Below are 22,751 nucleotides of genomic sequence, written 5' to 3' on the forward strand. Positions count from 1 at the left end.
CGTGAGCGAGATACCGAGGTTCCTGCGCCCGTTCGTCGCCGAGCACCCCGACCTGCCGCCGCCCGTCGCGGTCGCGGCGAACCTCGACCTGTACCTGCCCGACGGCCCCGGACCACACCCGGTCGTCCTGCTCGTGCACGGCGGGCCGATCCCCGACGACCTCGACGTCCCGCCGCGTGGCTGGCCGGTCAAGCACGGCTACGCGGCCCTGCTGCGCGCCGCCGGGCTCGCCGCTGCCGTGGTCGACCACCGGCTGCACGTCGTCGACGGGACCGTCGACGCGGTCACCGCCGCCGCCGACGTCGCCGCCGCGACCGCCGCACTGCGGGCCCACCCGGACGTCGACGGCGACCGGGTGCTCTACTGGGCGTTCTCCGGCGGCGGGCTGCTGTCCGCCGACTGGATCCGGGCACGGCCGGCCTGGCTGCGGGCGATCTTCCTGAGCTACCCGCTGCTGGCCTCGCCGGCGCCGTACCTACCGGAAGAGGACCGTCTGACCATCGACCCGCGGTTCGCGCCGATCGACGCGGTCGCCGAGGCCGGCGCCGCCGCGCCGCTGATCGTGCTGACCCGCTGCGGCCGGGAACGCCCGCTGCTGGCCGGGTTCGTCGAGCAGTTCGTCGCCGCCGCGTCCCCGGAGATCATCGACGTGCCGGACGGGCAGCACGCGTTCGACGTCCTCGACGACATCGACCAGTCCCGGGCCGCCCTGACCAGGGCCGTCGCCCGTGCGGCGGAGGTGCTGAACGAGAAGGTGATTTACGATCCGGAACGTGCCGCCCGCTGAACCGCTCGTCGTCGACGACTCCGCCGCCTCACCCGACCTCGCCGCCCTGCGGCGGGCACTGGACGTTCGCGACTGGGACGCCGCGACCGGAGTCCTGGCCGGCCCGCGCACCGACGGCCGCACGATGCTGATCCGCTGGGCGGCCAAGGACGCCGACCTCGACTTCCTGCGCAAGATCCACGAGAGCGACCCGGCGGACAGCACCGCCGGCGCCATGCTCGGGGAGCGCCTGATCCTCGACGCGTGGGCGATCCGCAGCACCAGACGGGCGCGCCACGTGTCCCAGGCGCAGTTCGACGCCTTCCACGCCGGCCTGGTCGAAGCGGAGCAGGTGCTCGCCGCCACCGCCGCCCATGACCCGGCCGACCCCGCGGTCTGGACCTCGCGGCTCAAGACCGCCCGCGGCCTGGAGATGGGCGAGGCCGAGACCCGCCGCCGGTACGCCGCCCTGGCCGCGATCGACCCGCACCACACCAGCGGCCAGTGGCAGCTCATGCAGCGGCTGTGCCCGAAATGGAGCGGCTCGCTGGACGCGATGCACGCGTTCGCCCGCGAGTGCATGCTGGCCGCCCCCGAGGGCGGGCACGCCGGGTTCCTCGTCGCGGACGCGTACCTGGAGGAGGTCGGTGACCTGCCCGACGCGGCGGCGCAGTCGCGCTTCCTCGGTCACCGCAGCGTCCGCGCGGCGCTGCGCGAAGCCGCAGCGCGTTCCGTGCTGCATCCCTCGTTCACGCGTACGCCCGGCTGGGTCCAGGTCGCTGGCACGTTCGGGATGATCCTCAGCTACGCCGGCGAGCTCGACCTGGCCCACCGCAGCTTCCAGCTCGTCGGGCCGTGGGTCTCGGCGTACCCGTGGGGTGCGACGGCCGACCCGGTCGGCTACTTCCGGCGGATCCGGGCCGAGTCCGCCACCGGCCGGCAGCGCGCCACCGCGGCCGTGCGACGGGCGTTAGGGCGCCCGCCGCGCTGATTGTCCGGCGGGACCGCGGCACCACAAAAGATCATTTACGCTCCGGCGCATGTCCGCCATGATCCGCACCGAGGTCGACGGGGTGCCGACCCTCGTCGCGCCGACGGTCGGGCCACGCCGGGCCGGACTGGTGTTCCGGGTCGGGCAGGCCGACGAGACCCTGGCCCGGCGGGGCATCACCCACCTGGTCGAGCACCTCGCACTGCACCCGATCGGCGGCAGCGCCTACCACCACAACGGCAGCACCGGCCTGACCGCCACCACGTTCTACGTCCAGGGCGACGACGGCGACATCGTCGACTTCCTCGCCCGCGTCACCCGGTCGCTGACCGAGCCGGACACCGGGCGCCTGCCGGCCGAACGCGACGTGCTGCGCACCGAGGAACACGGACGCGGCACCGGGCCGACCCGCGACCTGCCGCTGTGGCGGTACGGCGCGCAGGGCTACGGCCTGGTCAGCTACCCCGAGTGGGGACTGCACGCGATCACCCCGGACGACGTGCGCGCCTGGGCCGCGGCCCACTTCACCCTGGACAACGCCGTGCTGTGGATCGCCGGCGACGGCGTGCCGGCCGGGCTGCGCCTGCACCTGCCGTCCGGCCGGCGGCTGCCAGTCCCGGCGGCCACCTCGACGCTGCCGGTCGCCCCGGCCTTCTTCGCCAGCGGCGGGCCGCACACCGCGGTCGACGCGGTCGTGCCCGAGTCGCCGGCCGCCCTCGTCTACGCCCACCTGCTCCAGCGCCGCCTGCACCGGTCGCTGCGGCTCGAGGGCGGGCTGTCGTACACCACCGCCGTCGAGTATGCCGAGCGCGGCGACGGCCAGGCGGTGCTCAGCGCGTACGCCGACGCGCTGCCCGACAAGCAGGGCGCGGTGCTCGGCGGATTCGTCGACGTGCTCGCCGGACTGTTCGCCGTCCCCGCCGCAGACGCGGAGGTCGCGACCGCGCGCGCCACCGCCGTCCGCGAGGCCGCCGCGCCCGACGCCGCCGCCAACGAGCTGCCCACGCAGGCGTTCCGGCTGCTCACCGGCCGCCCGCTGGGCGACGCCGCGAGCGAGGTCGAGGAACTGCGGGCGGTCACCGCCGAGGCGGCGCACGAGGTCGCCCGGGCGGTGCGCGCGACGGCGCTGCTGATGACGCCGCCCGGCGGTGCCCAATGGGCCGGGTACACCCAGGCGCCGATCGCCTCGGAGACCCGGGCCGGCGGACGCGGCCACGTGCCCGTCGGTGGCGGCGGGCCGACGATCCACGTCGGCGACGACGGCGTCAGCGCGGTCGACACCGACGGCAAGATCGCCACCGTGCGGTTCGCGGAGTGCGCCGCCGTGCTGGTCAATCCGGACGGATCGCGGGTGGTGATCGGCCACGACGGGATGGTGGTCGTCGTCGAGCCCGCCCGCTACGCCGACCTGCACGCCGGGACCATCGACCGACGGGTGCCGGCCGAGCTGCTCGTGCCGATGCCGGGCCGCCCGTCAGAGTCGTCGCCGGAATCCGCTCCCGTGTCCGCGCGGCGCCGCCGGCTCGTGCCGGCCTGGCGCGACTGGCTCATGCCGGCGTGGCTGCGGGTGGGAGCGCTCGGACTCGTCACCGTCGTGGTCGGTGGTGCCGCGCTGGCGTACACGGTGGGGATGATCGCGGGTGTCGCCCAGGTCCGGGTGCTGGGTCTGATCGGCGGGTGGCTGATCGCCGGCTGGGTCGGGCGGGCGTTCCTGCGGGCCTGGTCCGCGCAGCGGGCCGGATCATGATGCGAGAATCGCCTGCGTGAGAGCTCCCACCTTCGACGACGTCCGCTCCGCCGCCGACCGGATCGCCGGGGTCGCGCACCGCACCCCGGTCGTGCGGTCCCGGACCCTGGACGCGCGCGCCGGCGCCCAGGTGTTCCTCAAGTGCGAGAACCTGCAGCGGATCGGCGCGTTCAAGTTCCGGGGCGCCTACAACGCGGTGTCGCGGCTGTCGGACGCGCAGCTCTCCCGGGGCATCGCCGCCTACTCGTCCGGCAACCACGCCCAGGCGGTCGCCCTCGCCGCCCGCGAGCTCGGCAGCACGGCGGTGATCCTGATGCCGGCCGACACCCCGGAGTCCAAGCGCGCGGCCGTCGAAGGGTACGGGGCGGAGCTGCACACCTACGACCGCTACACCGGCGACCGGGTCGCGCTCGGCGAGGCCCTGGCGGCGTCGCGGGGGCTGACGTTGATCCCGCCGTACGAGCACCCCGACGTGATCGCCGGCCAGGGCACCGCGGCGCTGGAACTGCTCGACGAGGCCGGCTCGTTGGACACGGTCGTGGCGCCGGTCGGTGGCGGCGGGCTGATCGCCGGGACCGCGACGGCCGCCAAGGGCCTGCATCCCGGCATCCGGGTGGTCGGCGTCGAGCCGGTCGACGGCGACGACACCCGCCGGTCCCTGGCCGCCGGTGAGCGCGTACGCATCCCGGTGCCCCGCACGATCGCCGACGGGCAGGCCGCCGACATCCCCGGCGAGCTCACCTTCTCGGTCAACCGCCGGCTCGTCGACGAGATCGTCCTGGTCACCGACGACCAGATCCGCGACGCGATGCGGTTCGCCTTCGACCGCCTCAAGATCGTGCTCGAGCCCAGCGGGGCGACCGGACTGGCCGCCGTGCTCACCGGACAGCTCAGCGGCCGCGTCGGCGTTATCCTCTCCGGCGGCAACATCGACACCGCGCGGTTCGCGAAACTGCTGGCCGGCTGACATGGTGGACGGGTGAACCTGGAAGACCTGGTCCGGCTGCGCCGCGCCCGCGACGCGATGGACCGCGACTACGCCGAGCCGCTCGACGTGCCGATGCTGGCCCGGGGCGCCCTGATGTCACCCGGTCACTTCTCCCGCAGTTTCCGTGCCGCGTTCGGCGAGACGCCGTACAGCTATCTGATGACCCGCCGGATCGAGCGGGCCAAGGCCCTGCTGCGGCGCGGCGACCTGTCGGTGACGGAGGTCTGCTTCGCCGTCGGATGTACGTCGCTGGGCTCGTTCAGCACCCGGTTCACCGAGCTCGTCGGCGAGAGCCCGAGCGCGTACCGGTCCCGCAGCCACGACGACGGCGCCGCGATCCCACCCTGCGTCGCCAAGATCTACACGCGGCCGATCAGGAACGGATAAGCGCGACCCGGTGGCCGCCCACTAGCGTGTGCGGCATGGCAATCTCGCTTTCCACCTGCTTCATCGCGGTCGACGACTTCGACAAGGCGATCGCCTTCTACCGCGACGTGCTCGGCATGGAGGTCCGCAACGACGTCGGCTTCGAGGGCATGCGCTGGGTGACCGTCGGCTCGCCGGAACAGCCGGGCGTGGACATCGTGCTCGAACCGCCCCTGGCGGACCCGAACGCCTCGCAGTCGGACAAACAGAGCATGGCCGAGCTGCTGGCCAAGGGACTGTTGCGCGGCGTCATCTTCACCACCGACAACGTCGACGCCACGTTCGAGCGCATCCGCGCCGCGGGCGGCGAGGTGCTCCAGGAGCCGATGGACCAGCCCTACGGGGTACGCGACTGCGCGTTCCGTGACCCGTCGGGGAACATGCTGCGCTTCAACCAGCCTCGGAAGGCCTGATCCGGGCGTTGAGGCGCGCGGCCTGGCGCGTCAGGTGGTCGCGTTCCGGGAGGTTCGGCGCCGCGCGCGCCGCCTCCGCGTAGAGCCGCGCCGCCGTGACCGGGTCGCCGGCCCGCTCCCGCAGGTACGCCTCGGCCGCCGTGTAGCGCGGCAGGGTCGGTTCGAGCTTGCCCAGCGCGGCCAGGCCAGCGTGCGCACCGTCGGCCTCGCCGACCGCGACGGCCCGGTTCAGGTGGGCCACCGGGTTGTCGGTGAGCGTCAGTAGCTCGTCGTACCACTCGACGATCTGCACCCAGTCGGTCTCGTCGGCGGCCTGCGCGTCGGCGTGCAGGGCGGCGATGGCGGCCTGGGCCTGGAACTCGCCGAGCTGGTCACGGGCCAGGGCGGCCTGGAGTACGTCGACACCCTCGGCGATCAGCGCGGTGTCCCACTTCCCGCGGTCCTGCTCGGCGAGGGGCACGAGCCGGCCGTCGGGATCGGTGCGGGCCGGGCGCCGGGCGTGGTGGAGCAGCATCAGCGCGAGCAGGCCGGCGACCTCCGCGTGGTCGATCGCGGCCGCGAGCTGGCGGGTCAGCCGGATCGCCTCGGCGGACAGGTCGACGTCGCCGGAGTAGCCCTCGTTGAAGACCAGGTAGAGCACGCGCAGCACGGTGGCGACGTCGCCGGGCTGGTCGAAGCGGACGCCCGAGACGGTCTTCTTGGCCCGGCTGATGCGCTGGGCCATCGTCGCCTCGGGCACGAGGTAGGCCTGCGCGATCTGCCGCGTGGTCAGGCCGCCGACCGCGCGCAGCGTGAGCGCGACGGCCGAGGCCGGGGTCAGCGACGGGTGCGCGCACAGGAAGTAGAGCTGGAGCGTGTCGTCGGACTCCCTGGCCGGACCCGGCTCCGGCTCGACCTCGACGCGCTCCTCACGGGCCCGGCGGGAGGCCTCGGAGCGGGCGGCGTCGACGAACTTGCGCCAGGAGACGGTGACCAGCCAGCCCTTGGGGTCGCGCGGCGGGTCGTCCGGCCACACCCGCAGGGCCTCGACCAGGGCCTCCTGGACGGCGTCCTCGGCCGCCGCGAAGTCCGCTCCGCGCCGGCCGAGGATCCCGATCACCGTGGGGGTGAGGGTCCGCAGCAGGGACTCGTCGACCACTAGTGGCAGTCCGTGGTGGTCTCGGGCTCGGTCAGGAACGGGCGCAGCTCCAGCCACTCGTGGATCGGCCTGCCACCCGCGCCGGGAGCCGCGGACAGCTCGCCGGCGAGCGCGACCGCCCGCTCGTACGAGTCGACGTCGATCACCATCCAGCCGGCGATCAGGTCCTTGGTCTCCGCGAACGGGCCGTCGGTGACCGGCGGGCGGCCCTCGCCGTCGTAGCGGACGAACGTGCCCTCCGGGGACAGCGCCTGACCGTCGACGAACTCGCCGGTGCCTTCGAGCCGCCGGGCGAAGTCGTTCATGTACTGGATGTGCGCCGTGATCTCCTCCGGCGTCCACTTGTCCATCGGCACGTCGTTGACCGCTGCCGGCGCGCCACGGTAGTGCTTGAGCAACAGGTACTTGGCCATCTTTGTACTCCTTGGTGAGGTACGGCCCCCATTCTGGCCGTGTTCCACTGCGGGGACGGAGCCGCCCGGCGGTTCTCGACATCACCCCGCCAGATTTTTCCGCGTGCGCTTCTCGATCAACTCCTCGACCGCGCTCGGCAGGGTCGTCTCGAAGTCGATCAGCTTCGCCCAGGTCGGTGTCACGACGATCCGGACCATCCGCTCGTAGAGCGAGCGCACCTCCGCCTCCCAGTGCACCCGCTGCTCGGCCGTCATCTCGTACGTGCCGTTCATCTGGAGGTACTCGTCGGGAATGCCCTCGACGACGTCGAGCTCGACCCGGCCACGGATGAGCAGGATCTTCGGCGGATGCACCTCGGTGTCGATCGTGAGCGCGACGACCGGGTTGTGCCGCAACGCCACCATCTTCGGGGCGTTCGGCGTGGTGCACATGACGACCTCGGACCCGTTCCAGGTGAACCCGATCGGGACGGTACGTGGCGTGCCGTCCTTGGCGACGTACGCCAGGCGGGTCAGGTCGCGGGCCAGCAACTCCCGGCTGAGCGGTCGGTTCAGAACCTCGGTGACCTCGTTCGGTTGCACGGCTCGTTCCTCCTCGGACAGTGCGCGGCGCGTTCTGGCCGCGTTCAGTCCAGGGACGGAGCTGCCCGGTCGTTCTCGACATCAGCGTTGCCGGTATTAGCGAATTACTGTTATTGGTAATCCAGTAATCCTCTGAGGGGTTCCTGGCGACAAAAAGCGCGTACACCATAATGACCGTTATGGTGTAACGCCAGGAAACCTGGTTGTGGGCCGTCCAGATGCTGCGGTGTTCTTGTCCCGTGACCCGACCCACCCTTGTCCTGACCGTCGGCCTGCCGGGTTCGGGAAAGACGACGTTGGCAAAGCGCGTCGCGGCGGAGCGGCGGATGCTGCGGCTCACCCCGGACGAGTGGATGGCGCCGCTGTTCCAGGACAGCGAGGCGGGCGGCCGCCGCGACATCCTCGAAGGCCGGATGATCTGGACCGCCCACGAGGTGCTGCGCGGCGGAGCCTCCGTGATCCTCGACTTCGGCTGCTGGTCGCCGGAGGAGCGCTACGCGATCCGCGCGATCGCTTCTGTCGCGGGCGCCGGGTTCGAGCTGTGCTATCTGGAGCTGACCGAGGAAGAACGTCGGTCGCGAGCCAGCCGCCGCTGGGATGAGAGACCGGAGTCGACCTTCGCGATGACCGACGCCGACCACGACCGGTTCCTGGCGCTGTTTCAGCCGCCGACGCCTAACGAGTTGGCCTACGGACCGATGCCCGCCCCGCCGCCCGGTTTCGACAGTTGGCCGCAGTGGGCCAGTGATCGGTGGCCGACCCTGCCGGAGCTGTCATGACGTACGCCGCTCTGCTGGCCCGCGCCGAAGCCGACCCGGACGTGGTCGGGGTCATCCTTTCCGGGTCGAAGGCGCGCGGCACCGACGGCCCGCACTCCGACTGGGACGTCCACGTCGTCGTGCGGGAGCAGACCCCGCGCTGGACCGGCTCCCACACTCGTGAGCTGGACACCGCCGTGCTGACCCTCGCGGCCCTCGCCGACGTCTCCGACCGTTGGGCGCGGTACGCGTACCGTGGCGCGGTCGTGCTCCTCGACCGCGGTGGCATCGCCGAGCTCGTCCACGCCCAGGCCACCCTGTCGCCGGCCGAAGTGGACCCGTTCGTGCGGGAGGAACTGGACGGGTACATCAACTTCGTCTACCGGGCCGCGAAGAGCCGCCGCGACGGCCACCACGACCTGGCCCGGCTCGACGAGCTCGAGGCCGGGCCCTGGTTCCTGTGGACGCTGTTCGCGTTGTACGGGCGGGTCCGGCCGTACAACAAATATCTGCGTTGGGAGCTCGACAACCATCCGCTGCCGGCGCCGTGGACCTTCGAACGGCTGGTCTCGACGCCGTCGGCGGTGTTCACCGACCTGGAGCGGCTCGCCCGCTCGCGGGGCTACGGCGACGTCTTCGACGCCTGGGAAGATCTGGACCTTCTGCGCTGAGCGCGGCCTCGGTCGCCTATCGCAACGCGATCCAGGTGAGCCTGGGCAGCCCGCAGGTGTTCGCCCAGTACCTGCGGGCCGCCCACGAGGCCTAGCTGAAGGGGACCTCGTCGGGTTGGCAGGTCGTGCCGCGGGCCGGGACGGTCAGGTCCACGAGGTAGCGGGTCCGCACCTCGTCGATGCACGCGCTGGCGATCTGGTAGCTCGGGTGGCCCCAGCCCTCGAGGGTGACCAGCACCGCGTTGGCCAGGCGCTTTTCGGTCGCCACGGCGTTGCGGTACGGGGTGCCGGGGTCGTACCGCGCGCTCAGCAGCAGGACCGGGTTCTCGGTCTGGGCGTTCCACGGCCCGGTGTAGCGGTCGGTCGCGTCGGCGGGCCAGCCGGACGCGCACGGCGCCCACAGCCACCAGCCGTTGACGGGACCCCACAACTCGCCGGCCTCGGTGAAGCGGGCGATCTGGGTGGGCCAGTCCGACGACGGCACGCGGGCGGGAGCGTCGCCGCAGGAGATCGCGGCCGACGTGGTCGCGGCGGTGAAACCGGCCGGCGTCTGCATCGCCCGCGCGGCGGTCAACAGGGCGCTGGCGTCCCCCTCGACGGCCGCGTCCAGGTCCTCCGCGAACTGGGGCCAGTCCGGCGGCACCCGCAGCGGGTTGAAGGTGGCGACCTGCAGGTCGCCGTAGGTGAGCTCGCCGGGCGGGTCCGCGTTCGGCGCCGGGATCGGCGTCAGACGGGCCTGGGTGAACAGGCGGGCCACCCGCTGCTGGACCGGCTCGTCGTGGCCGGCGAGCGCGCACTCTCCGGGCGCGCCGTTCTGGCACAGGTCGAGGAACTGCCGGAAGACCTCGTCGGCGGACGAGACGGTGTTGCCGATGTTCGTTTCCATGCTGGTGGTCGCGTCGACCGCGTCGACGATGCCGTCCATGACGATCGCCCGGACCCGTCCCGGGAACAGGTTGAGGTACGTCTGCCCGATCAACGAGCCGTAGGAGAGGCCGACGTAGGTGATCCGCTCCTCGCCCACGCCGGCCCGCAGCCGGTCGAGATCCCGGGCGGTGTCTGCGGTGGTGATGTGGGACAGCAGGTCGCCGCTGACCTCACCGCAGCGCTTGGCCAGCTCGACGGTCTTGCGCTGGTAGGCGGCGGACTCTTCCGGCGTGCTGGGAATGGACACGCCGTCCCAGAACGCGGCCTCCTCCTCGGCGCTGGTGAAGCACCGCACCGGTGAGCTGTCGTTGGTGCCGCGGGGGTCCCAGCCCACCAGGTCGAAGCGCCCGTCACCCCAGGCGTCGAGCTCTTCGCCGCTGTCGCCTACCAGGCCGACACCGCTCTGGCCCGGTCCGCCGGGGTCGATGAACATCGTCCCGATCCGCTCGTCGGGCTTGCTCGCGAGGTGCTTCATCACGGCCAGCTCGATCTGCTCGCCGTCGGGCTCGTCCCAGTCGAGCGGCACCGGGACCCGCGCGCACTGGAACTGATCGCCGAGCCCTTCGCAGCTCGTCCACTCGATGGTGGGTGCGCTCGGTGGTGGACCGTCCGAAGCCGCGGCGTGCCGGGCGCCGCCGGCGACCGCGGTGAGCGAGGCGACGAGTACGGCCGAGACCGCGCGCCGCGTGAGCCTGTTGTTGGTCATCCTGACCCCCGTCTTCCGATGACCGATTCCACTCAGGCTAACCAACCGTCACTCAACGTGAACCAGGTTTGCGTTCGCCTCAGTCCACTCTGGCCGCCGCGTGGGCGTCGGCCATCGCCAGGTCGGCGTTGATCATCGCGCCCGCGTTGAGGCCGGCGGCCGCGCTGACGATGACCTGGGCGCGCAGGTCGGTGACGTTGCCGGCCACCCAGACGCCGGGCACCGAGGTGGCGCCGTTCGCGTCGGCCTTGACGGCCACGCCGACCTCGATGTCGCCCATCAGCACCGGCCCGGTCTCGACGCCCAGGTCGGTCAGCAGGTCGTCGCGGGCCGTCATCCGGGTCGGGACCACCCAGACGTCGGGGGTCAGGGTCGCGCCGCCGGCCAGGTGGGCCGTGCGGTCCGGGTCAAGGGCGGTGACCCGGTCGTCGACGAGCGTGATGCCGCGGGCGGCCAGCAGTGCCGCGTCCTGCCCGGTCGGGGCGGGCTGGCCGTTGAGGACGACCGTGACGTCGGCACTCCACTGCCGCCAGAGCAGGGCCACGTGGGCGACGGCGGCCGTGGTGGCGATGATGCCGATCGCCTGGTCGCGGACCTCCCAACCGTGGCAGTACGGGCAGTGCAGCACGTCGCTGCCCAGCCGTCCGGCCAGACCCGGGATGTCGGGCAGCTCGTCGGCCAGGCCGGTGGTCACCAGCAGCCGGCGGGCCTTGAAGGTGCGGCCGTCGTCGAGGGTGAGGGTGAAGCTGTCGGCTGTTGCCTTGGCGCCGGTCGCCGTACCCGTGGCGAAGGTCGCCCCGTAGCCCTCGACCTCGGCCCGGCCTATCGCGAGCAGCTCGGCCGGCGGGGTGCCGTCCCGGGTGAGGAAGTTGTGGACGTGGCCGGCGGCGGCGTTGCGCGGCGTGCCGTTGTCGACCACCAGCACGCTGCGTCGTGCGCGCGCCAGGGTGAGTGCGCCGGCGAGCCCCGCGGGACCACCGCCGACGATGATGACGTCATAGGTTTCCATGCCCTGGACGCTCCCGCATGACTGCCAAAAGTGGCAACATTCGTTGCCGCTCTGGCAAATTCTGTGTCATGGACCCGAAAACGGTGGGCGAACGGCTACGCGCGCTGCGCAAAGAGCGCGGAGCCACCCTCGCGGAGCTGTCCGAGGAGACCGGCATCTCGGTCAGCACCCTGTCCCGGCTCGAGTCCGGCGGCCGCCGCCCGACCCTGGAGCTGCTGATGCCGCTGGCGCGGGCCCACCAGGTCCCACTGGACGAGCTCGTCGGCGCGCCACAGACCGGTGACCCGCGCGTGCACGCCCGCCCGATCCGCCGGGGCGCGCTCACGTTCCTGCCGCTGAGCCGGCGTCCGGGCGGCGTCCAGGCGTTCAAGTGGATCTTCCCGGCCCGCTACGAGCCACACGCGGAGCTGCAACGGCACGAGGGGTACGAGTGGTTCTACGTCCTCTACGGCCGCGTCCGGCTGCGCCTCGGCGACCACGACCTGACGCTGGAGGAGGGCGAGGTCGCCGAGTTCGACACCCGGACCCCGCACGCCATCAGCAACCCCTACGACCAGGCCGCGGAGCTGCTCAGCCTGTTCGGGCCGCAAGGCGAACGGATGCACGTCCGGGCCCGAACCGGCCCTAAGGATGCAGGGTCGCGCCCTTGAGGATCTTGTCGATGTCGTTGCGTGGGCCGTGGAGGGCGATCCCGACCAGGTCGAGCTTGTCGGCGTGTACGGCGGCCACCGCCTCCCGGTTGGCGGCGTCGTGGCCGGTGGCGAACAGGTCCGTGGTGAAGATCGCCGGGGTCAGGCCGCGCCGCAGCGCCCGTTCCCGGGCCGCGGTGAGCAGGACGGCGTCGCCCGCGAAGACCATCACCGGTTGGCGGAACATCGGCAGGTACGGGGTGCCGTCCGCGTCCGCGTACGGCTGGCCGATGGTTTCCGGTCGGGTGCCGGCGATCCCGCTGACCAGGAACGCGGTCACGTTGAGCCGCTGCCACGTCGCCAGGTCGTCGCGGAGCAACACGGCGATCTTCGTCTCGAACCTCATGCCGCCCAGCGTGCCGCCGCCCGCACCCGCCGGTCTTGTACGTTCCTGACATGGAGGGCCAGCGGTTGCGCGCCTGGCGTCCGGCGGTGCCGGGGGTCGCCGAGGTGCTGCACGCCCGGTTCGTGACGCACGCGTACCCGCCGCACACCCACGACGCCTGGACGCTGCTGGTCGTGGACGACGGCGCGATCCGCTACGACCTGGACCGGCACGGACACGGCGCGGTCGCCGACCAGGTCACGCTGCTGCCGCCGCACGTGCCGCACGACGGCCGCGCCGCCACACCGGGCGGCTTCGTCAAGCGGGTCGTCTACCTCGACGCCGACGTGGTCGGGCGGGAGCTGACCGGTGCCGCGGTCGACCATCCGGCGCTGGCCGACCCGCTGCTGCGCCGGCGGGTGGCTGAGCTGCACCGGGTGCTCGACGGTCCCGGCGAGGAGTTACACGCGGAGAGCCGGCTGGCCCTGGTGGTGGACCGGCTCCGCAGCCACCTGGGCGCGCCGCACCCGCAGCGGCCGCCGCGGCGGCTCGCCCAGGACCTGCGCGATCTCCTTGATGCGCACGTGACCAGCGGACTGACCCTGGAGGCCGCCGCGGCCCGGCTCGGTGCCCATCCGACCCATCTGGTCCGGGCGTTCACGGCGGCGTTCGGGCTGCCGCCCCACGCGTACCTGGTCGGCCGCCGCGTCGACCGCGCCCGAGCGCTCCTGCTGGCCGGCCATCCCACGGCGGGCGTGGCGGCCGAGGCCGGTTTCTACGACCAGGCACACCTGACGCGTACGTTCCGTCGCTACCTCGGCACCACTCCGGCGAAGTTCGCGGGCGGCGCGGCGCGCCGCGCGGCCGCGCCGCCGCCCGCTGGCTAGCGTCTGCGCGTGACCTCGCTCGTGCCGGCCGGCCGCAGTGTGCCGGCGCCGCGGTCCGGTGCGGGCGAGTTCACGGACGCGTGGCTCGCCAACCGGCGGTTGTCGGTGCACACGCGGGCCGCCTACAAGCGAGACGTCGGCCGGTGGCTGGCCTGGTGCGGCGAACACGGCGTCGACCCGCTCGCGGCGACGTTCCTGGACGTCAACGCGTACGCCCGCGAAGTCGAGGAAACGTCCGCCCCGACCACGGTCGCCCGCAAGATGTCGGCCCTGTCGAGCTGGTACGACTTCCTCGTCAAACTGCGCGCCCTGGACGCCAACCCGGTCTCCGGCGCGGACCGCCCCCGCGTCGACCGCGACCACTCGGCCACCGTCGGCCTGGCGCCCGAGGAGGTCGACGCGCTCCTGCGCGCGGCCGCCGTCGCGACCGGACCGACCGCCGCCCGGACCAGGGCCGCCCTGGCACTGCTCGCCGACCTCGGGCTGCGGGTAGGTGAGCTGGTCTCACTCGACGTCGCCGACCTGGGGGAGGAGCGCGGCCATCGCAGCATCCGCTTCACGGGCAAGGGCGGCAAGCATCGCCGCCGGGCACTGACGCCGGGCACCGCGGCGGCCGTCGACACCTATCTCGCCTCACGCGCCGAGGCGGCCGGCGTCCGCGCCGCCGACCTGACCGGCCCGCTGCTGGCGACGGCGTCCGGCGGTCGGTTGGATCGGCACGCGGTCTTCCGCCTGGTCCGCAAGGTCGCGCGCGACGCAGGCATCCCGGCCGCGGACCGGTTGTCGCCGCACTCGCTGCGCCACGCGTTCGCGACGACGGCCCGCTCGGAGGGCGTCGCGCTGGAGGACGTGCAGGACGCCATGGGCCACGCGGACCCGCGCACCACCCGCCGCTACGACCGCGACCGCCACAACCTGGACCGCGACCCGGCCTACGCCATCTGGGCCGCCCGCGCCCGCCGCACCCCGTAACGCCCGCCGCGCACCACTGCCGTCGTGGTGACCCCCCGCGCAGGACCAGCAGCGCCGCGACGCGTTGCCTGCGGACGCGGGGCGTTCGCGGGAGCCGACATGTTCTTCCATGTAGGCACACGGGAAAACACGTCGGCTCCCGCGAGACACCACCCCTGAGCCGCCGACACGCCCGCGGGCAGCGCGTCACGCCGACGAGGACTGCAGGCCAGACCTACGCGGATAGCTCCCGCTCAAGCGGCGTGCGGAACTTTGGCTTGACCCGGGCGTCGCCCAGCCAGTCCTCCAGTTCGGACGCGGCTGTCGTGATGCGCTTCTTGGTGCCGGCAGGCACCTCTTCGAGTAGTCGGTGCACGATCTTGCCGTCGGGGCGTTGCGACCAGCCGCCGACCACCCGGCCGTCGACCCAGACCGTCGGGCCAGGGTTGCCCGAGCGGTCGAACAGGGCCGGCGAGTGCGGCCCGAGGTACCACTCGCGACCGACCCAACCCATGATCGTCGGATCGAGAGCCGGCAGTAGGGCCACCCAAGGATCAGGCGACGAGACCGGGGCGACGTCGTCGGCCAGCACCACCCCGGCCGCGCCGTCTTCGAGGGTCACCTCTTCGACGTCGAGCCCAGCCAGGGCGGCCTTGACCTGGGCGCCCGTCCAGCCCGCCCACCACTTGAGGTCGGCCGGCATGGCCGGGCCGAACCGGGCCAGCCACAACCGGGCGAGCTCGATGCGGGCCGCCGCCGCGTCGTGCCGGTGGAGGCCCCCGGGAACCCACACGGACGCGGGCGCCCACTCGTATTGCGTCGACAACCACGACCCGCGCGGACGTCCACGGACGATCAGGCCCTGCATGGACAGCAGGTTGAGCACCCGGGAGGTGATCGCGGGCGCGGCACCGTAGGGCTTGTCCTCGTCGATCGAGAGCTGGGTGCGTAGTCGCGGCTCGTCGGCGGATAGCTGCGCCGCGGTGGCCGAGCCCCGGGCGACCAGGGCGGCCAACGTGGCCTGCTCGACGTCGCGTAGCCACGGGTCACCGAGGTCGTGGCCGGCCTCGGTCAGGTGCTTGAGCAGTAGCTTGCGCTGCACCACGGCGATCGCGTCGGTGCAGGCGGCCTGCACGATCGGGGCGTGCTCGACGGGCGCCACGAACATGGTGCGCCGCATGCCGAGCATCCGGATCAGCGTGCGGTCCGCGTACAACGCGTGCTCGAGGTCCTTGATGACCGGCGCGTGCAGCCGCGCCGCGGCGCCTAGATAGACGGTGGCCGCGTCGGTGGCGTGCAGCACCACGAGGTCGCGGGTGACCTCGACCGGGTCATGGGCGGGCGGGCCCGCCAGGCGGTGGCGGAGGGCCAGCCGGGCCCGGCGCTCGGTGTTGTCCATGCGTCGCGTCACGGCAGGAATCGTCGCACGACCCACCGACAAGAACCGGATGCAAAGGATTGCTTGCAAAGAAGTCTTGGCAAAGATACCTTTGCATACATGACAGAGCGCGAAGTCAACGCCGACGCCACGACACTGCGCGGCCTCGCGCACCCCCTGCGGGTCCGCATGCTCGGCCTGCTGCGCGAGAACGGGCCGGCCACCGCGACCACGCTCGCCGAGCGGCTCGGCCAGTCGACCGGCGCTACCAGCTACCACCTGCGGATCCTGGCCAACTACGGCTTCGTGGTCGACGACCCGGAACGCAACGTCGGCCGCGAGCGCTGGTGGAAGGCTGCCCACCGGACCACCCGCCTCGAGATCGACTCGGCGTTGCCACCCGCCGAGGCGGAGGGCTACCTGCGAGCGGTCGCCGCCCAATACGCCGACCAGACCGTCCGCTTCCTTGACGAGATGGCGTCGATGCCGCCGCGATGGCGTGACCCGTTCACGATCAGCGACTGGCGACTGCGGCTCACCCAGGCCGAGGCGATGGAGCTCAACGAAGCGATCTTCGCGCTGGCGGAGCGCTACCGGCGGGACGACCCCGACATCGAGCACCCGGACGGCGCCGAGAAGGTCACGCTCCAGGTGCACCTCCTGCCGTTCCCGGCCGCGCCCGAGGAGGAGGAGCGATGAGCCGCCGGCCCGCGCTCGTGGCCCTGCTGACCGCCGACACGATCTCGGCCGTCGGCACCCGGATGAGCGCGCTCGCCCTGCCCTGGTTCGTGCTGGTCAGCACCGGTTCGCCGAGCCGCGCGGGCGTCGTCGCATTCGTGGAGATGCTTCCCTACGTGCTCGCCGCCGGCGCCGGAGGCCCGTTGATCGACCGGATCGGCGGCCGCCGCTTCAGCATCGTCGCCGACGCGGTCAGCGCCCTCGCCATCGGCGCGATCCCGCTGCTGCACGACCGGATCGGCTTCGGCGGCCTGCTCGTGCTGGTCGGCATCGCCGGCGGCCTGCGCGGGTTCAGCGACACCGCCAAGGAAGCGATCTTCCCCCGCGTGGCGCGCGAGTCCGGCATGGAGATGACCCGCGCCGCCAGCCTGCAGGACGGCCTGCACCGGCTCGCCACCCTGCTCGGCGCCCCGGCCGGCGGTGCGCTGATCGCGGTGCTCGACGCGCCGACGGTGCTGCTGTTCGACGCGGCCACGTTCGCGGTCGCGGCTGCCCTGGTGCTCCTGCTGGTCCGGGTGCCGCCGGCGGAAGTGCCGGTCAAGGAGGAGTCGTACCGGCTGGCGTTGCGGGCCGGCATCGTCTTCGTGCGGCGGGACCGGTTGGCCGGCGCGATCATCGTGATGATGTTCGCGACCAACCTGTTCGATGCCGCGTACAACTCGGTCCTGTTGCCGATGTGGGCCACGCTGGTGGGTTCGTCGGTCGTGCTCGGCCTGGCCAGCGGGTCGTTCGCGATCGGTGCGGTGTTGGGCAACATCGTCTTCACCGCGTACGCGCCGCGGGCACCGCGCTGGGCCCTGTTCACCGTCGGGTTCATCGTCGGCGGCGCACCGCGATTCCTGGCGGCCGGCTTCAGCGACGAGGTCTGGCTGCTCTACGCGGTGTCGTTCGCCGCCGGCCTCGGCATAGCCGCGATCAACCCGATCCTCGGCGCGATCCTCTACGAGCGCGTCCCGGAGCACATGATGGCCCGGGTCCAGGGCGTCCTGACGGCGGTCGCCTGGGCCGGGATCCCCCTGGGCGGGCTGCTCGGCGGCGCGGTGGCCGGCGTGGCGGGCGTACACGTCGCCCTGATCGGGACGGGCGTGCTCTATCTGGCGGTCACGCTGCTGCCGCTGGTGCGGCCGGTCTGGCGGGAGCTCGACGTGCGACCTTCCGTGCCATCACCCCGCGTCGCCGAGGATTCGGCCGACCTGCAAGCTAGGTAGGCGTCCAGGGCGGCTGCCCCGGTGAGCATGGCGCGTCCCCTCGCATCGAGGCGGGCGCGCCAGTCCCGCAGCATCGACTCCAGCGGCGCGACGCCACCGGCGGACCGGACCTGGGCGATCACGGGCGAAATCTGCTCCAGGAGATAGCCGCCACGGCGGAGCTGATGGGTCAACAGCGCATCGCGTACGTCGGCCGCGCCGTAGATCCGGTAGCTCGTTCGCGGGTCCCGGCGCGGCTGGACCAGGCCGGCGTCCTCCCACTTGCGCAGGGTGGCCGGGCGGATGCCGAGCCGGCGCGACAGCGGACCGACGAACGTGTCGCCGCGCTCGGCCGGGACTGGTTCGAGGTCGCGCAGTGCGGTTTCGACGGCCCGCAAGGTGCGCCGGTCCTCAAGTAGCTGTGCGTGGCTCTCGTCGATCAGCGCCAGCGCGTCCGCGGTCGCGTACCCGTTGATGGCCCGCATGATCGAGGTGGCGGTCTGGTTGCCGTGGCCGGGCACGAGGGCGAGGTAGGCGGCCAAGGCCGTGGCGTGGGTCGGCGTGTAGGTGCGGTAGCCGGACGGCGTGCGGTCTGTCTCGGGGAGGATGCCGGCCGCCTCGTAGTTCCTGATCGCCTGCGTGGACCGGCCGTGCTGCCGGGCCAGGTCCACCGGCCTTTGAAGCTTTTCCCGCACCGCCCCGCCTAACGTCGCACAGAAGTCTCAACCGAAGGTTCAACGATACTGTTGAGAGGCATGACTGCTGTTCTGAAGCTGCTGTCGGGCCGGCCGCGCGTCCTCGGGCTCGGTGAGCCCACCCACGGCGAGGACGTGCTGCTCCACGTACGCAATGAGCTGTTCCAATCGCTCGTCGACGAGGGGTACCGCACCATCGCGATCGAGAGCGACTGCCTGATGGGGCTGGTCGTGGACGAGTACGTCACGACGGGTCGCGGGTCGCTGGACGAGGTGATGCGGCGCGGGTTCAGCCATGGTTGGGGTGCGTCCGCCGCCAACCGTGAGCTGGTGAGCTGGATGCGCGCGTACAACGAGGGACGTTCCGCTTCCGATTGGGTGCGTTTCGCGGGGTTTGACGGGCCGCTGGAGCTCGCCGCCGCCGCGAGTCCTGGGCCGGCGCTCATCGCACTGCACTCCGCTCTTGCCGCCCGGGTGGACGCCGATCTGCTTCCGTGCGACGCGGAGACGCTCGACAGCCTGCTCGGCTCCGATGAGCTTTGGACGAATCCCGCCGCCATGATGGACCCGGGAGCGTCTGTCGGGCAGGCGGCGCCGGAGCTTCGCGGGGTCGCCGACGATCTGGTGGCGTTGCTGTCGGAGCAGACGCCTGCCTTCGCGTCCGACGACCTGGTCCACCTCTATGCGCGTACCGCTGTCGGGCTCCTCCGTTATCACTTCTGGATGGCGGACTCGTCACCTGGCCGGCTCGCGCGGCTGGCCGGGGTGCGGGACGCGATGATGGCCGCGAACCTGCTCGCCCTCGCCGCACGGGGGCCGGTCTTCGTGCACGCCCACAACAGTCATCTCCAGCGCGGCAGGAGCGGGATGCGACTGGGTGGCCAGGCGATTTCATGGTGGGGTGCCGGCGCGATCGTCGACGCCCGTCTCGGCGGGGACTACGCGTTCGTGGCCACGGCGATCGGCACGATCCGGCAGCACGGGGTGTCTTCGCCACCGCCGGACACCATCGAAGGCCAGTTGTACGGGCTTCCTGAGGACCGTTCTGTCGTCTCTCCGCAAGGGCTGGCCGGTGTGCCTCGCGTGTCGCCGTGGTTCGGGTACGCCCCGCTGGATCCGACCCAGCTCGCCCGGATCGACGGGATCGTCTTCGTCAAGGATCTGTAATCGCCGCCACAGCCGGTGAACCTTCTTGCGGCGCGGTGGTACCCACAAGCGATGGACGGGTCCGACGAGGCGTTGGTGCGCCGCGTGGCGGGTGGCGACGAGCAGGCACTGGAGCTGCTCTACGCCCGCCACGCGGCGGTGCTGCTGCGCTATGCCGTGCAGCTGACCGCCGACCGGGGGCAGGCGGAGGAGGCACTACAGGACACGTTCGTCGGCGTGTGGCAGGGCGCGGCGGCCCGGTTCGCGGGCGGGTCGACCGTGCGGACGTGGCTGTTCGGCATCTGCCGCCGCCAGGCCGGCAAGCGCACCCGTTCCATGCCACCGCCGTCCCTGCCACTGGACGCGGCCGCGTCCGTGCCGAGCGCCCTTCCGACACCTGACGAGATAGCCCTGGCCCGGGCCGACGTCGCGGCGGTCGGTGGGGCGCTGGCGCGGTTGCCCGCGGGCCATCGCGAGGTGCTCCACCTGACGTTCGTCGCCGAACTGCCCATGGCGGAGATCGCCACCTTGCTCGACATCCCGCTCGGCACGGTCAAGAGCCGCCTCTTCAACGCCCGCGCCGCCCTGGCCCGGGCCCTGCCCGTCGACCAGCTCACCGTGAAGGAGGTCGGCCGATGACCCATCCCGTCGACCAGCTACCGGCGTACGCGGCCGGCACGCTCCCACCGCCACAGGCGGCGGAGATCGCCGGCCACCTACGGGGTTGCCCTTCCTGCCGCACCGACGCCGCGTCGTGGTCGACGTTGGCGACGGGGATACGCACGGCCACCCTCGCCGTAACCCCATCGGACCCGCCACCGTTCGCGGCCCTCCGGGCGCGGCTGGCGGTGGCCACAGCGCCGTCAGAGGCGGTCGGGTCTGCGATGGCTTCTTCGGCTGAGGCATCGCTGTCAGGCCGGCGTCGTTCCGGACCGTCGCCGTCGCGCGGCGGTCGGGCCGCGGAGTCTCGATCGGCGGCGGTGTCGTCCGGGCCGGCCGTGCCTCGCTACCTCCCGACCGCCGCGCCGGCCCGTCGCCCGCTGGCTTCCGGGCGGATCGCCTGGGGTCTGCTGACCCGCCAGGTCGGGCTGATCGGCTGGCGGGTGTGGGCGATCGCGTTGGTGGTGATCGGTGCCGCGGCCGGTTACGCCGCCTCCGCCCCGCCCGGCCGGGCCGGTGACCTGCTCGCGCTGGTCGTCCCCCTGGTGGCGGCGGTCTCGGTGGCCGCCGCGTGCAGCGCCGACGGCGAGGCGGCGGAGCTCGTCCGGGCCACGCCCACCTCGACCCGCGTACTCGTGCTGGCCCGCCTCACCCTCGTCCTGGCGGTGACCGTCGGCATCGGCACGGCCGCCTCGGTGGCCGTGGCCTGGCCGCGCGGCGACCTGCTGCTCGCGGAGTTGTTCCTGACCTGGTTCGGCCCGCTGGTGCCGCTGTCCGCGATGAGCTTCGCGCTGGCCGTCCTCTGGCGGCACGAGGCCGGCATCACGGTGGTGATGGCGTTGTGGGTGCTGCGCCTGCTGGCGCCGACCTCGATCCTCGACCACGGCGTGGCGCCGTTCCTTGACGCGCTGTGGCGACCGGGCCCGCCGCTGCTGCTCAGCGCCGTCGTGGTCGCGGTCGCGACGGTCGCCCTCGCGCCGCTGGCCGGCCGGCACCGCGGAATTCCCGCCCTCCCGTCATGAACCTTCCCCACCCCACCCGGTACCCATCACCGTGAGACTGACCATCTGGCTTCACGAGGCGCGTCGGGCCGGCCCGGCCGCGTTACTCGCCCCACCCGCCGCGCTGCTGTTCGCGGCCGCCATCGCCATATTCATCCGGGCCACCGACGGGAGCCGCGACCAGGCACAGACACTCCTGCTGGCCGGGCTCGAGGCGATCACGCCGCTCGCGGTCGCGATGGTCGCCCTGACCATCGTCACCCGCGAGAACTGCCGCGAGCTGCACCTGTCACTGCCCACCCCACACCTGGCCACCATCGGCCGCCGGCTCGGCGTGCTCGGCGCGGTCACCGCGGTGCTCTGCCTCGCCCACACCGCCGCCGTCGCCGTGGCCGGCTACCGCACCGGCCCCGGCGGCGTGGCCAGCCTGCTGGTCTGGGCGGCACCGACCCTGTGGCTGGCCGGCTTCGCCGCGCTGGTCGCCACGGTGACCCGCAGCGCGGTGCTGGCCAGCAGCGCCGTCGCCCTGGTGTGGATCGGCGAGCAGGTCTGGGCGTCGGTGTTCGTCGGCAGCCCTCTGCTGCGCCCACTGTTCCTGTTCTTCACCAGCCGGGTCGGCGACGGCCCCGGCTGGGCCGCGAACCGGGTCGGGCTGCTCGCCGGCGGCCTGCTGCTCCTGACGGTCACCGCCGCCGTCCTGAGCAGGCCCGAACGACTGCTCTCCGAGGAGGACGCGTGAATGCTCTGCTGGCGGTGGCCCGCTACGAGTTCCGCATGCAGGCCCGCAAACGTTCACTGTGGATCGCCGCGACACTGCTCGGAGGGGCGTTGATCGTGCTCCAGGGCGACCGCGGCCCGCGCAGCCTTCCGATGGGCACGCCGGCCCGCGAGGTGATGGGCACCTGGGCGCTGCTGTTCGCGATCCTGATGCCGCTCGCCTACGGCATGCTGCTCGCCGACCGGCTGGTCCGCGACCGCAAGCTACGCGTCGAGCCGCTGCTGGAAAGCCTGCCGCACGCACCGGCCACCCGGCTGGCGGGCAAATACCTCGGCGGCGTGGCCGCCTGCGCCCTGCCGGGCCTGGCGGCCCTGCTGCTGGCCGCGATCACCGAGCTACCCACGCGGCACGACCCGGCCCTGATCGGGTGGGCGCTGGTCGCGTTCCTCGTGGTCACCCTCCCCGGGATCGCGATGGTGGCGGGCTTCGCCCTGGTCTGCCCGGTCATCGTCTCGGTGCCGCTGTTCCGCGTCCTGTTCGTCGGCTACTGGTTCTGGGGCAACCTGCTCACCCCTGAGTTCCTGCCCTCGCTGACCGGCACCCTGCTCACCCCGATCGGCGACTACGGGGCGACCTGGCTGCTCGCCAACGACCACACCGCCCTGTTCGCCGGCACCCCGGGCTTTCTGCCATTCCTGCGCCCAGACCCCTCCGCCGCGACCGCGGCGCTCAGCGCCGTCGTCGTCGTCCTGTGCGGGCTGATCCCGCTCGCCGCCGCGGCCCTGGTCGCACACCGCAATGCCCGCCAGACCTGGCCGTCCAAGGCCTGAGAGGACCCATC

The 22,751-nt window shown here is 72.6% G+C and carries 26 protein-coding genes; 18 read left to right on the top strand and 8 right to left on the bottom strand.

Annotated elements, in window-relative coordinates:
- Position 1: 1 nt before the first annotated feature.
- From BLV39_RS25890 to BLV39_RS25915, 6 genes are read left to right on the top strand one after another with little or no spacing between them, the layout of a single operon-like run.
- Positions 2 to 787 carry an alpha/beta hydrolase gene (locus BLV39_RS25890; protein ID WP_239083472.1) on the top strand — a complete coding sequence of 262 codons (786 nt, stop codon included), beginning with the start codon at positions 2 to 4 and terminating at the stop codon, positions 785 to 787.
- On the top strand, positions 774 to 1,757 hold the full coding sequence (locus BLV39_RS25895; protein ID WP_090798517.1) for a hypothetical protein: 984 nt from the start codon (positions 774 to 776) through the stop codon (positions 1,755 to 1,757). The genes BLV39_RS25890 and BLV39_RS25895 overlap by 14 nt, the downstream gene beginning before the upstream one ends.
- A 49-nt stretch (positions 1,758 to 1,806) precedes the next feature.
- Positions 1,807 to 3,504 (top strand): M16 family metallopeptidase, encoded by a 1,698-nt coding sequence (locus tag BLV39_RS25900; protein WP_090798519.1) that lies wholly within the window; start codon positions 1,807 to 1,809, stop codon positions 3,502 to 3,504.
- 16 nt (positions 3,505 to 3,520) lie between these two features.
- Positions 3,521 to 4,471, top strand: coding sequence for a pyridoxal-phosphate dependent enzyme (locus tag BLV39_RS25905; RefSeq protein ID WP_090798521.1), 951 nt, complete (start codon positions 3,521 to 3,523; stop codon positions 4,469 to 4,471).
- A 57-nt stretch (positions 4,472 to 4,528) separates the two neighbouring features.
- Positions 4,529 to 4,879, top strand: a complete 351-nt coding sequence (locus tag BLV39_RS25910; protein WP_204082635.1) for a helix-turn-helix transcriptional regulator — start codon at positions 4,529 to 4,531, stop codon at positions 4,877 to 4,879.
- Between the two features lie 35 nt (positions 4,880 to 4,914).
- On the top strand, positions 4,915 to 5,331 hold the full coding sequence (locus tag BLV39_RS25915; protein WP_090798526.1) for a VOC family protein: 417 nt from the start codon (positions 4,915 to 4,917) through the stop codon (positions 5,329 to 5,331).
- Here the strand turns inward: BLV39_RS25915 and BLV39_RS25920 are convergent.
- The 3 genes from BLV39_RS25920 to BLV39_RS25930 form a co-directional block, all read right to left on the bottom strand.
- Entirely contained in the window at positions 5,309 to 6,469 is a 1,161-nt protein-coding gene (locus BLV39_RS25920) for an RNA polymerase sigma factor (protein WP_090798528.1), read from the bottom strand. The two genes, BLV39_RS25915 and BLV39_RS25920, sit on opposite strands and share 23 nt — an antisense overlap.
- Positions 6,469 to 6,882, bottom strand: a complete 414-nt coding sequence (locus BLV39_RS25925; protein ID WP_090798530.1) for a YciI family protein — start codon at positions 6,880 to 6,882, stop codon at positions 6,469 to 6,471. Before BLV39_RS25925 ends, BLV39_RS25920 begins: the two co-directional genes overlap by 1 nt.
- Positions 6,883 to 6,963: 81 nt before the next feature.
- Positions 6,964 to 7,464 carry a pyridoxamine 5'-phosphate oxidase family protein gene (locus tag BLV39_RS25930; protein ID WP_090798532.1) on the bottom strand — a complete coding sequence of 167 codons (501 nt, stop codon included), beginning with the start codon at positions 7,462 to 7,464 and terminating at the stop codon, positions 6,964 to 6,966.
- Positions 7,465 to 7,703: 239 nt separating this feature from the next.
- Between BLV39_RS25930 and BLV39_RS25935 the strand changes: the two genes are divergently transcribed.
- Both BLV39_RS25935 and BLV39_RS25940 read left to right on the top strand, forming a co-directional pair.
- A complete protein-coding gene (locus BLV39_RS25935) occupies positions 7,704 to 8,243 on the top strand; it encodes a P-loop nucleotide/nucleoside kinase family protein (RefSeq protein WP_204082633.1) in 540 nt (179 codons plus the stop codon).
- Positions 8,240 to 8,893: a nucleotidyltransferase domain-containing protein gene (locus BLV39_RS25940; protein ID WP_090798536.1), complete on the top strand. Its 654-nt coding sequence runs from the start codon at positions 8,240 to 8,242 to the stop codon at positions 8,891 to 8,893. The genes BLV39_RS25935 and BLV39_RS25940 overlap by 4 nt, the downstream gene beginning before the upstream one ends.
- Positions 8,894 to 8,984: 91 nt before the next feature.
- On the opposite strand, the gene BLV39_RS25945 is transcribed toward BLV39_RS25940, so the two are convergent.
- Entirely contained in the window at positions 8,985 to 10,526 is a 1,542-nt protein-coding gene (locus tag BLV39_RS25945; RefSeq protein ID WP_090798538.1) for an alpha/beta hydrolase, read from the bottom strand.
- Positions 10,527 to 10,605: 79 nt separating this feature from the next.
- Complete coding sequence (locus BLV39_RS25950) at positions 10,606 to 11,535, bottom strand: NAD(P)/FAD-dependent oxidoreductase (RefSeq protein ID WP_090798540.1); 930 nt, start codon at positions 11,533 to 11,535, stop codon at positions 10,606 to 10,608.
- Between the two features lie 68 nt (positions 11,536 to 11,603).
- On the opposite strand from BLV39_RS25950, the gene BLV39_RS25955 reads away from it, so the two are divergent.
- The gene (locus BLV39_RS25955; protein ID WP_090798542.1) at positions 11,604 to 12,185 is read left to right on the top strand and encodes a helix-turn-helix domain-containing protein; all 582 of its coding nucleotides are present in this window, start codon (positions 11,604 to 11,606) and stop codon (positions 12,183 to 12,185) included.
- Here the strand turns inward: BLV39_RS25955 and BLV39_RS25960 are convergent.
- Positions 12,160 to 12,570 carry a DUF2000 domain-containing protein gene (locus BLV39_RS25960; RefSeq protein WP_090798544.1) on the bottom strand — a complete coding sequence of 137 codons (411 nt, stop codon included), beginning with the start codon at positions 12,568 to 12,570 and terminating at the stop codon, positions 12,160 to 12,162. The genes BLV39_RS25955 and BLV39_RS25960 overlap by 26 nt on opposite strands.
- A 50-nt stretch (positions 12,571 to 12,620) precedes the next feature.
- Here BLV39_RS25960 and BLV39_RS25965 point away from each other — a divergent pair, with 50 nt between their 5' ends.
- On the top strand, positions 12,621 to 13,436 hold the full coding sequence (locus tag BLV39_RS25965; RefSeq protein WP_090798546.1) for a helix-turn-helix transcriptional regulator: 816 nt from the start codon (positions 12,621 to 12,623) through the stop codon (positions 13,434 to 13,436).
- Between the two features lie 21 nt (positions 13,437 to 13,457).
- Positions 13,458 to 14,408 carry a tyrosine-type recombinase/integrase gene (locus BLV39_RS25970; protein WP_373315214.1) on the top strand — a complete coding sequence of 317 codons (951 nt, stop codon included), beginning with the start codon at positions 13,458 to 13,460 and terminating at the stop codon, positions 14,406 to 14,408.
- Between the two features lie 214 nt (positions 14,409 to 14,622).
- Here BLV39_RS25970 and BLV39_RS25975 read toward each other — a convergent pair whose 3' ends face one another.
- Positions 14,623 to 15,798, bottom strand: a complete 1,176-nt coding sequence (locus BLV39_RS25975) for a winged helix DNA-binding domain-containing protein (RefSeq protein WP_204082632.1) — start codon at positions 15,796 to 15,798, stop codon at positions 14,623 to 14,625.
- 87 nt (positions 15,799 to 15,885) lie between these two features.
- Here BLV39_RS25975 and BLV39_RS25980 point away from each other — a divergent pair, with 87 nt between their 5' ends.
- Both BLV39_RS25980 and BLV39_RS25985 read left to right on the top strand, forming a co-directional pair.
- Positions 15,886 to 16,464 (top strand): ArsR/SmtB family transcription factor, encoded by a 579-nt coding sequence (locus tag BLV39_RS25980; RefSeq protein WP_090798552.1) that lies wholly within the window; start codon positions 15,886 to 15,888, stop codon positions 16,462 to 16,464.
- Positions 16,461 to 17,711, top strand: coding sequence for an MFS transporter (locus BLV39_RS25985; RefSeq protein WP_090798554.1), 1,251 nt, complete (start codon positions 16,461 to 16,463; stop codon positions 17,709 to 17,711). Before BLV39_RS25980 ends, BLV39_RS25985 begins: the two co-directional genes overlap by 4 nt.
- Here BLV39_RS25985 and BLV39_RS25990 read toward each other — a convergent pair.
- The gene (locus BLV39_RS25990) at positions 17,594 to 18,385 is read right to left on the bottom strand and encodes a TioE family transcriptional regulator (protein ID WP_090798556.1); all 792 of its coding nucleotides are present in this window, start codon (positions 18,383 to 18,385) and stop codon (positions 17,594 to 17,596) included. The two genes, BLV39_RS25985 and BLV39_RS25990, sit on opposite strands and share 118 nt — an antisense overlap.
- 60 nt (positions 18,386 to 18,445) lie before the next feature.
- Here BLV39_RS25990 and BLV39_RS25995 point away from each other — a divergent pair, with 60 nt between their 5' ends.
- From BLV39_RS25995 to BLV39_RS26015, 5 genes are read left to right on the top strand one after another with little or no spacing between them, the layout of a single operon-like run.
- The gene (locus BLV39_RS25995) at positions 18,446 to 19,552 is read left to right on the top strand and encodes an erythromycin esterase family protein (RefSeq protein WP_090798558.1); all 1,107 of its coding nucleotides are present in this window, start codon (positions 18,446 to 18,448) and stop codon (positions 19,550 to 19,552) included.
- A gap of 51 nt (positions 19,553 to 19,603) precedes the next feature.
- A complete protein-coding gene (locus BLV39_RS26000) occupies positions 19,604 to 20,170 on the top strand; it encodes an RNA polymerase sigma factor (RefSeq protein WP_090798560.1) in 567 nt (188 codons plus the stop codon).
- Positions 20,167 to 21,213: a zf-HC2 domain-containing protein gene (locus BLV39_RS26005; protein WP_090798562.1), complete on the top strand. Its 1,047-nt coding sequence runs from the start codon at positions 20,167 to 20,169 to the stop codon at positions 21,211 to 21,213. The genes BLV39_RS26000 and BLV39_RS26005 overlap by 4 nt, the downstream gene beginning before the upstream one ends.
- 31 nt (positions 21,214 to 21,244) lie before the next feature.
- Positions 21,245 to 21,931 carry a hypothetical protein gene (locus tag BLV39_RS26010; RefSeq protein WP_090798564.1) on the top strand — a complete coding sequence of 229 codons (687 nt, stop codon included), beginning with the start codon at positions 21,245 to 21,247 and terminating at the stop codon, positions 21,929 to 21,931.
- Positions 21,928 to 22,740, top strand: coding sequence for a hypothetical protein (locus tag BLV39_RS26015; RefSeq protein ID WP_090798566.1), 813 nt, complete (start codon positions 21,928 to 21,930; stop codon positions 22,738 to 22,740). The genes BLV39_RS26010 and BLV39_RS26015 overlap by 4 nt, the downstream gene beginning before the upstream one ends.
- The last annotated feature ends 11 nt before the right edge of the window (positions 22,741 to 22,751 follow it).

This window comes from Asanoa ishikariensis (assembly GCF_900107455.1).
In the GTDB taxonomy this organism is placed as follows: Bacteria; Actinomycetota; Actinomycetes; order Mycobacteriales; family Micromonosporaceae; genus Asanoa; species Asanoa ishikariensis.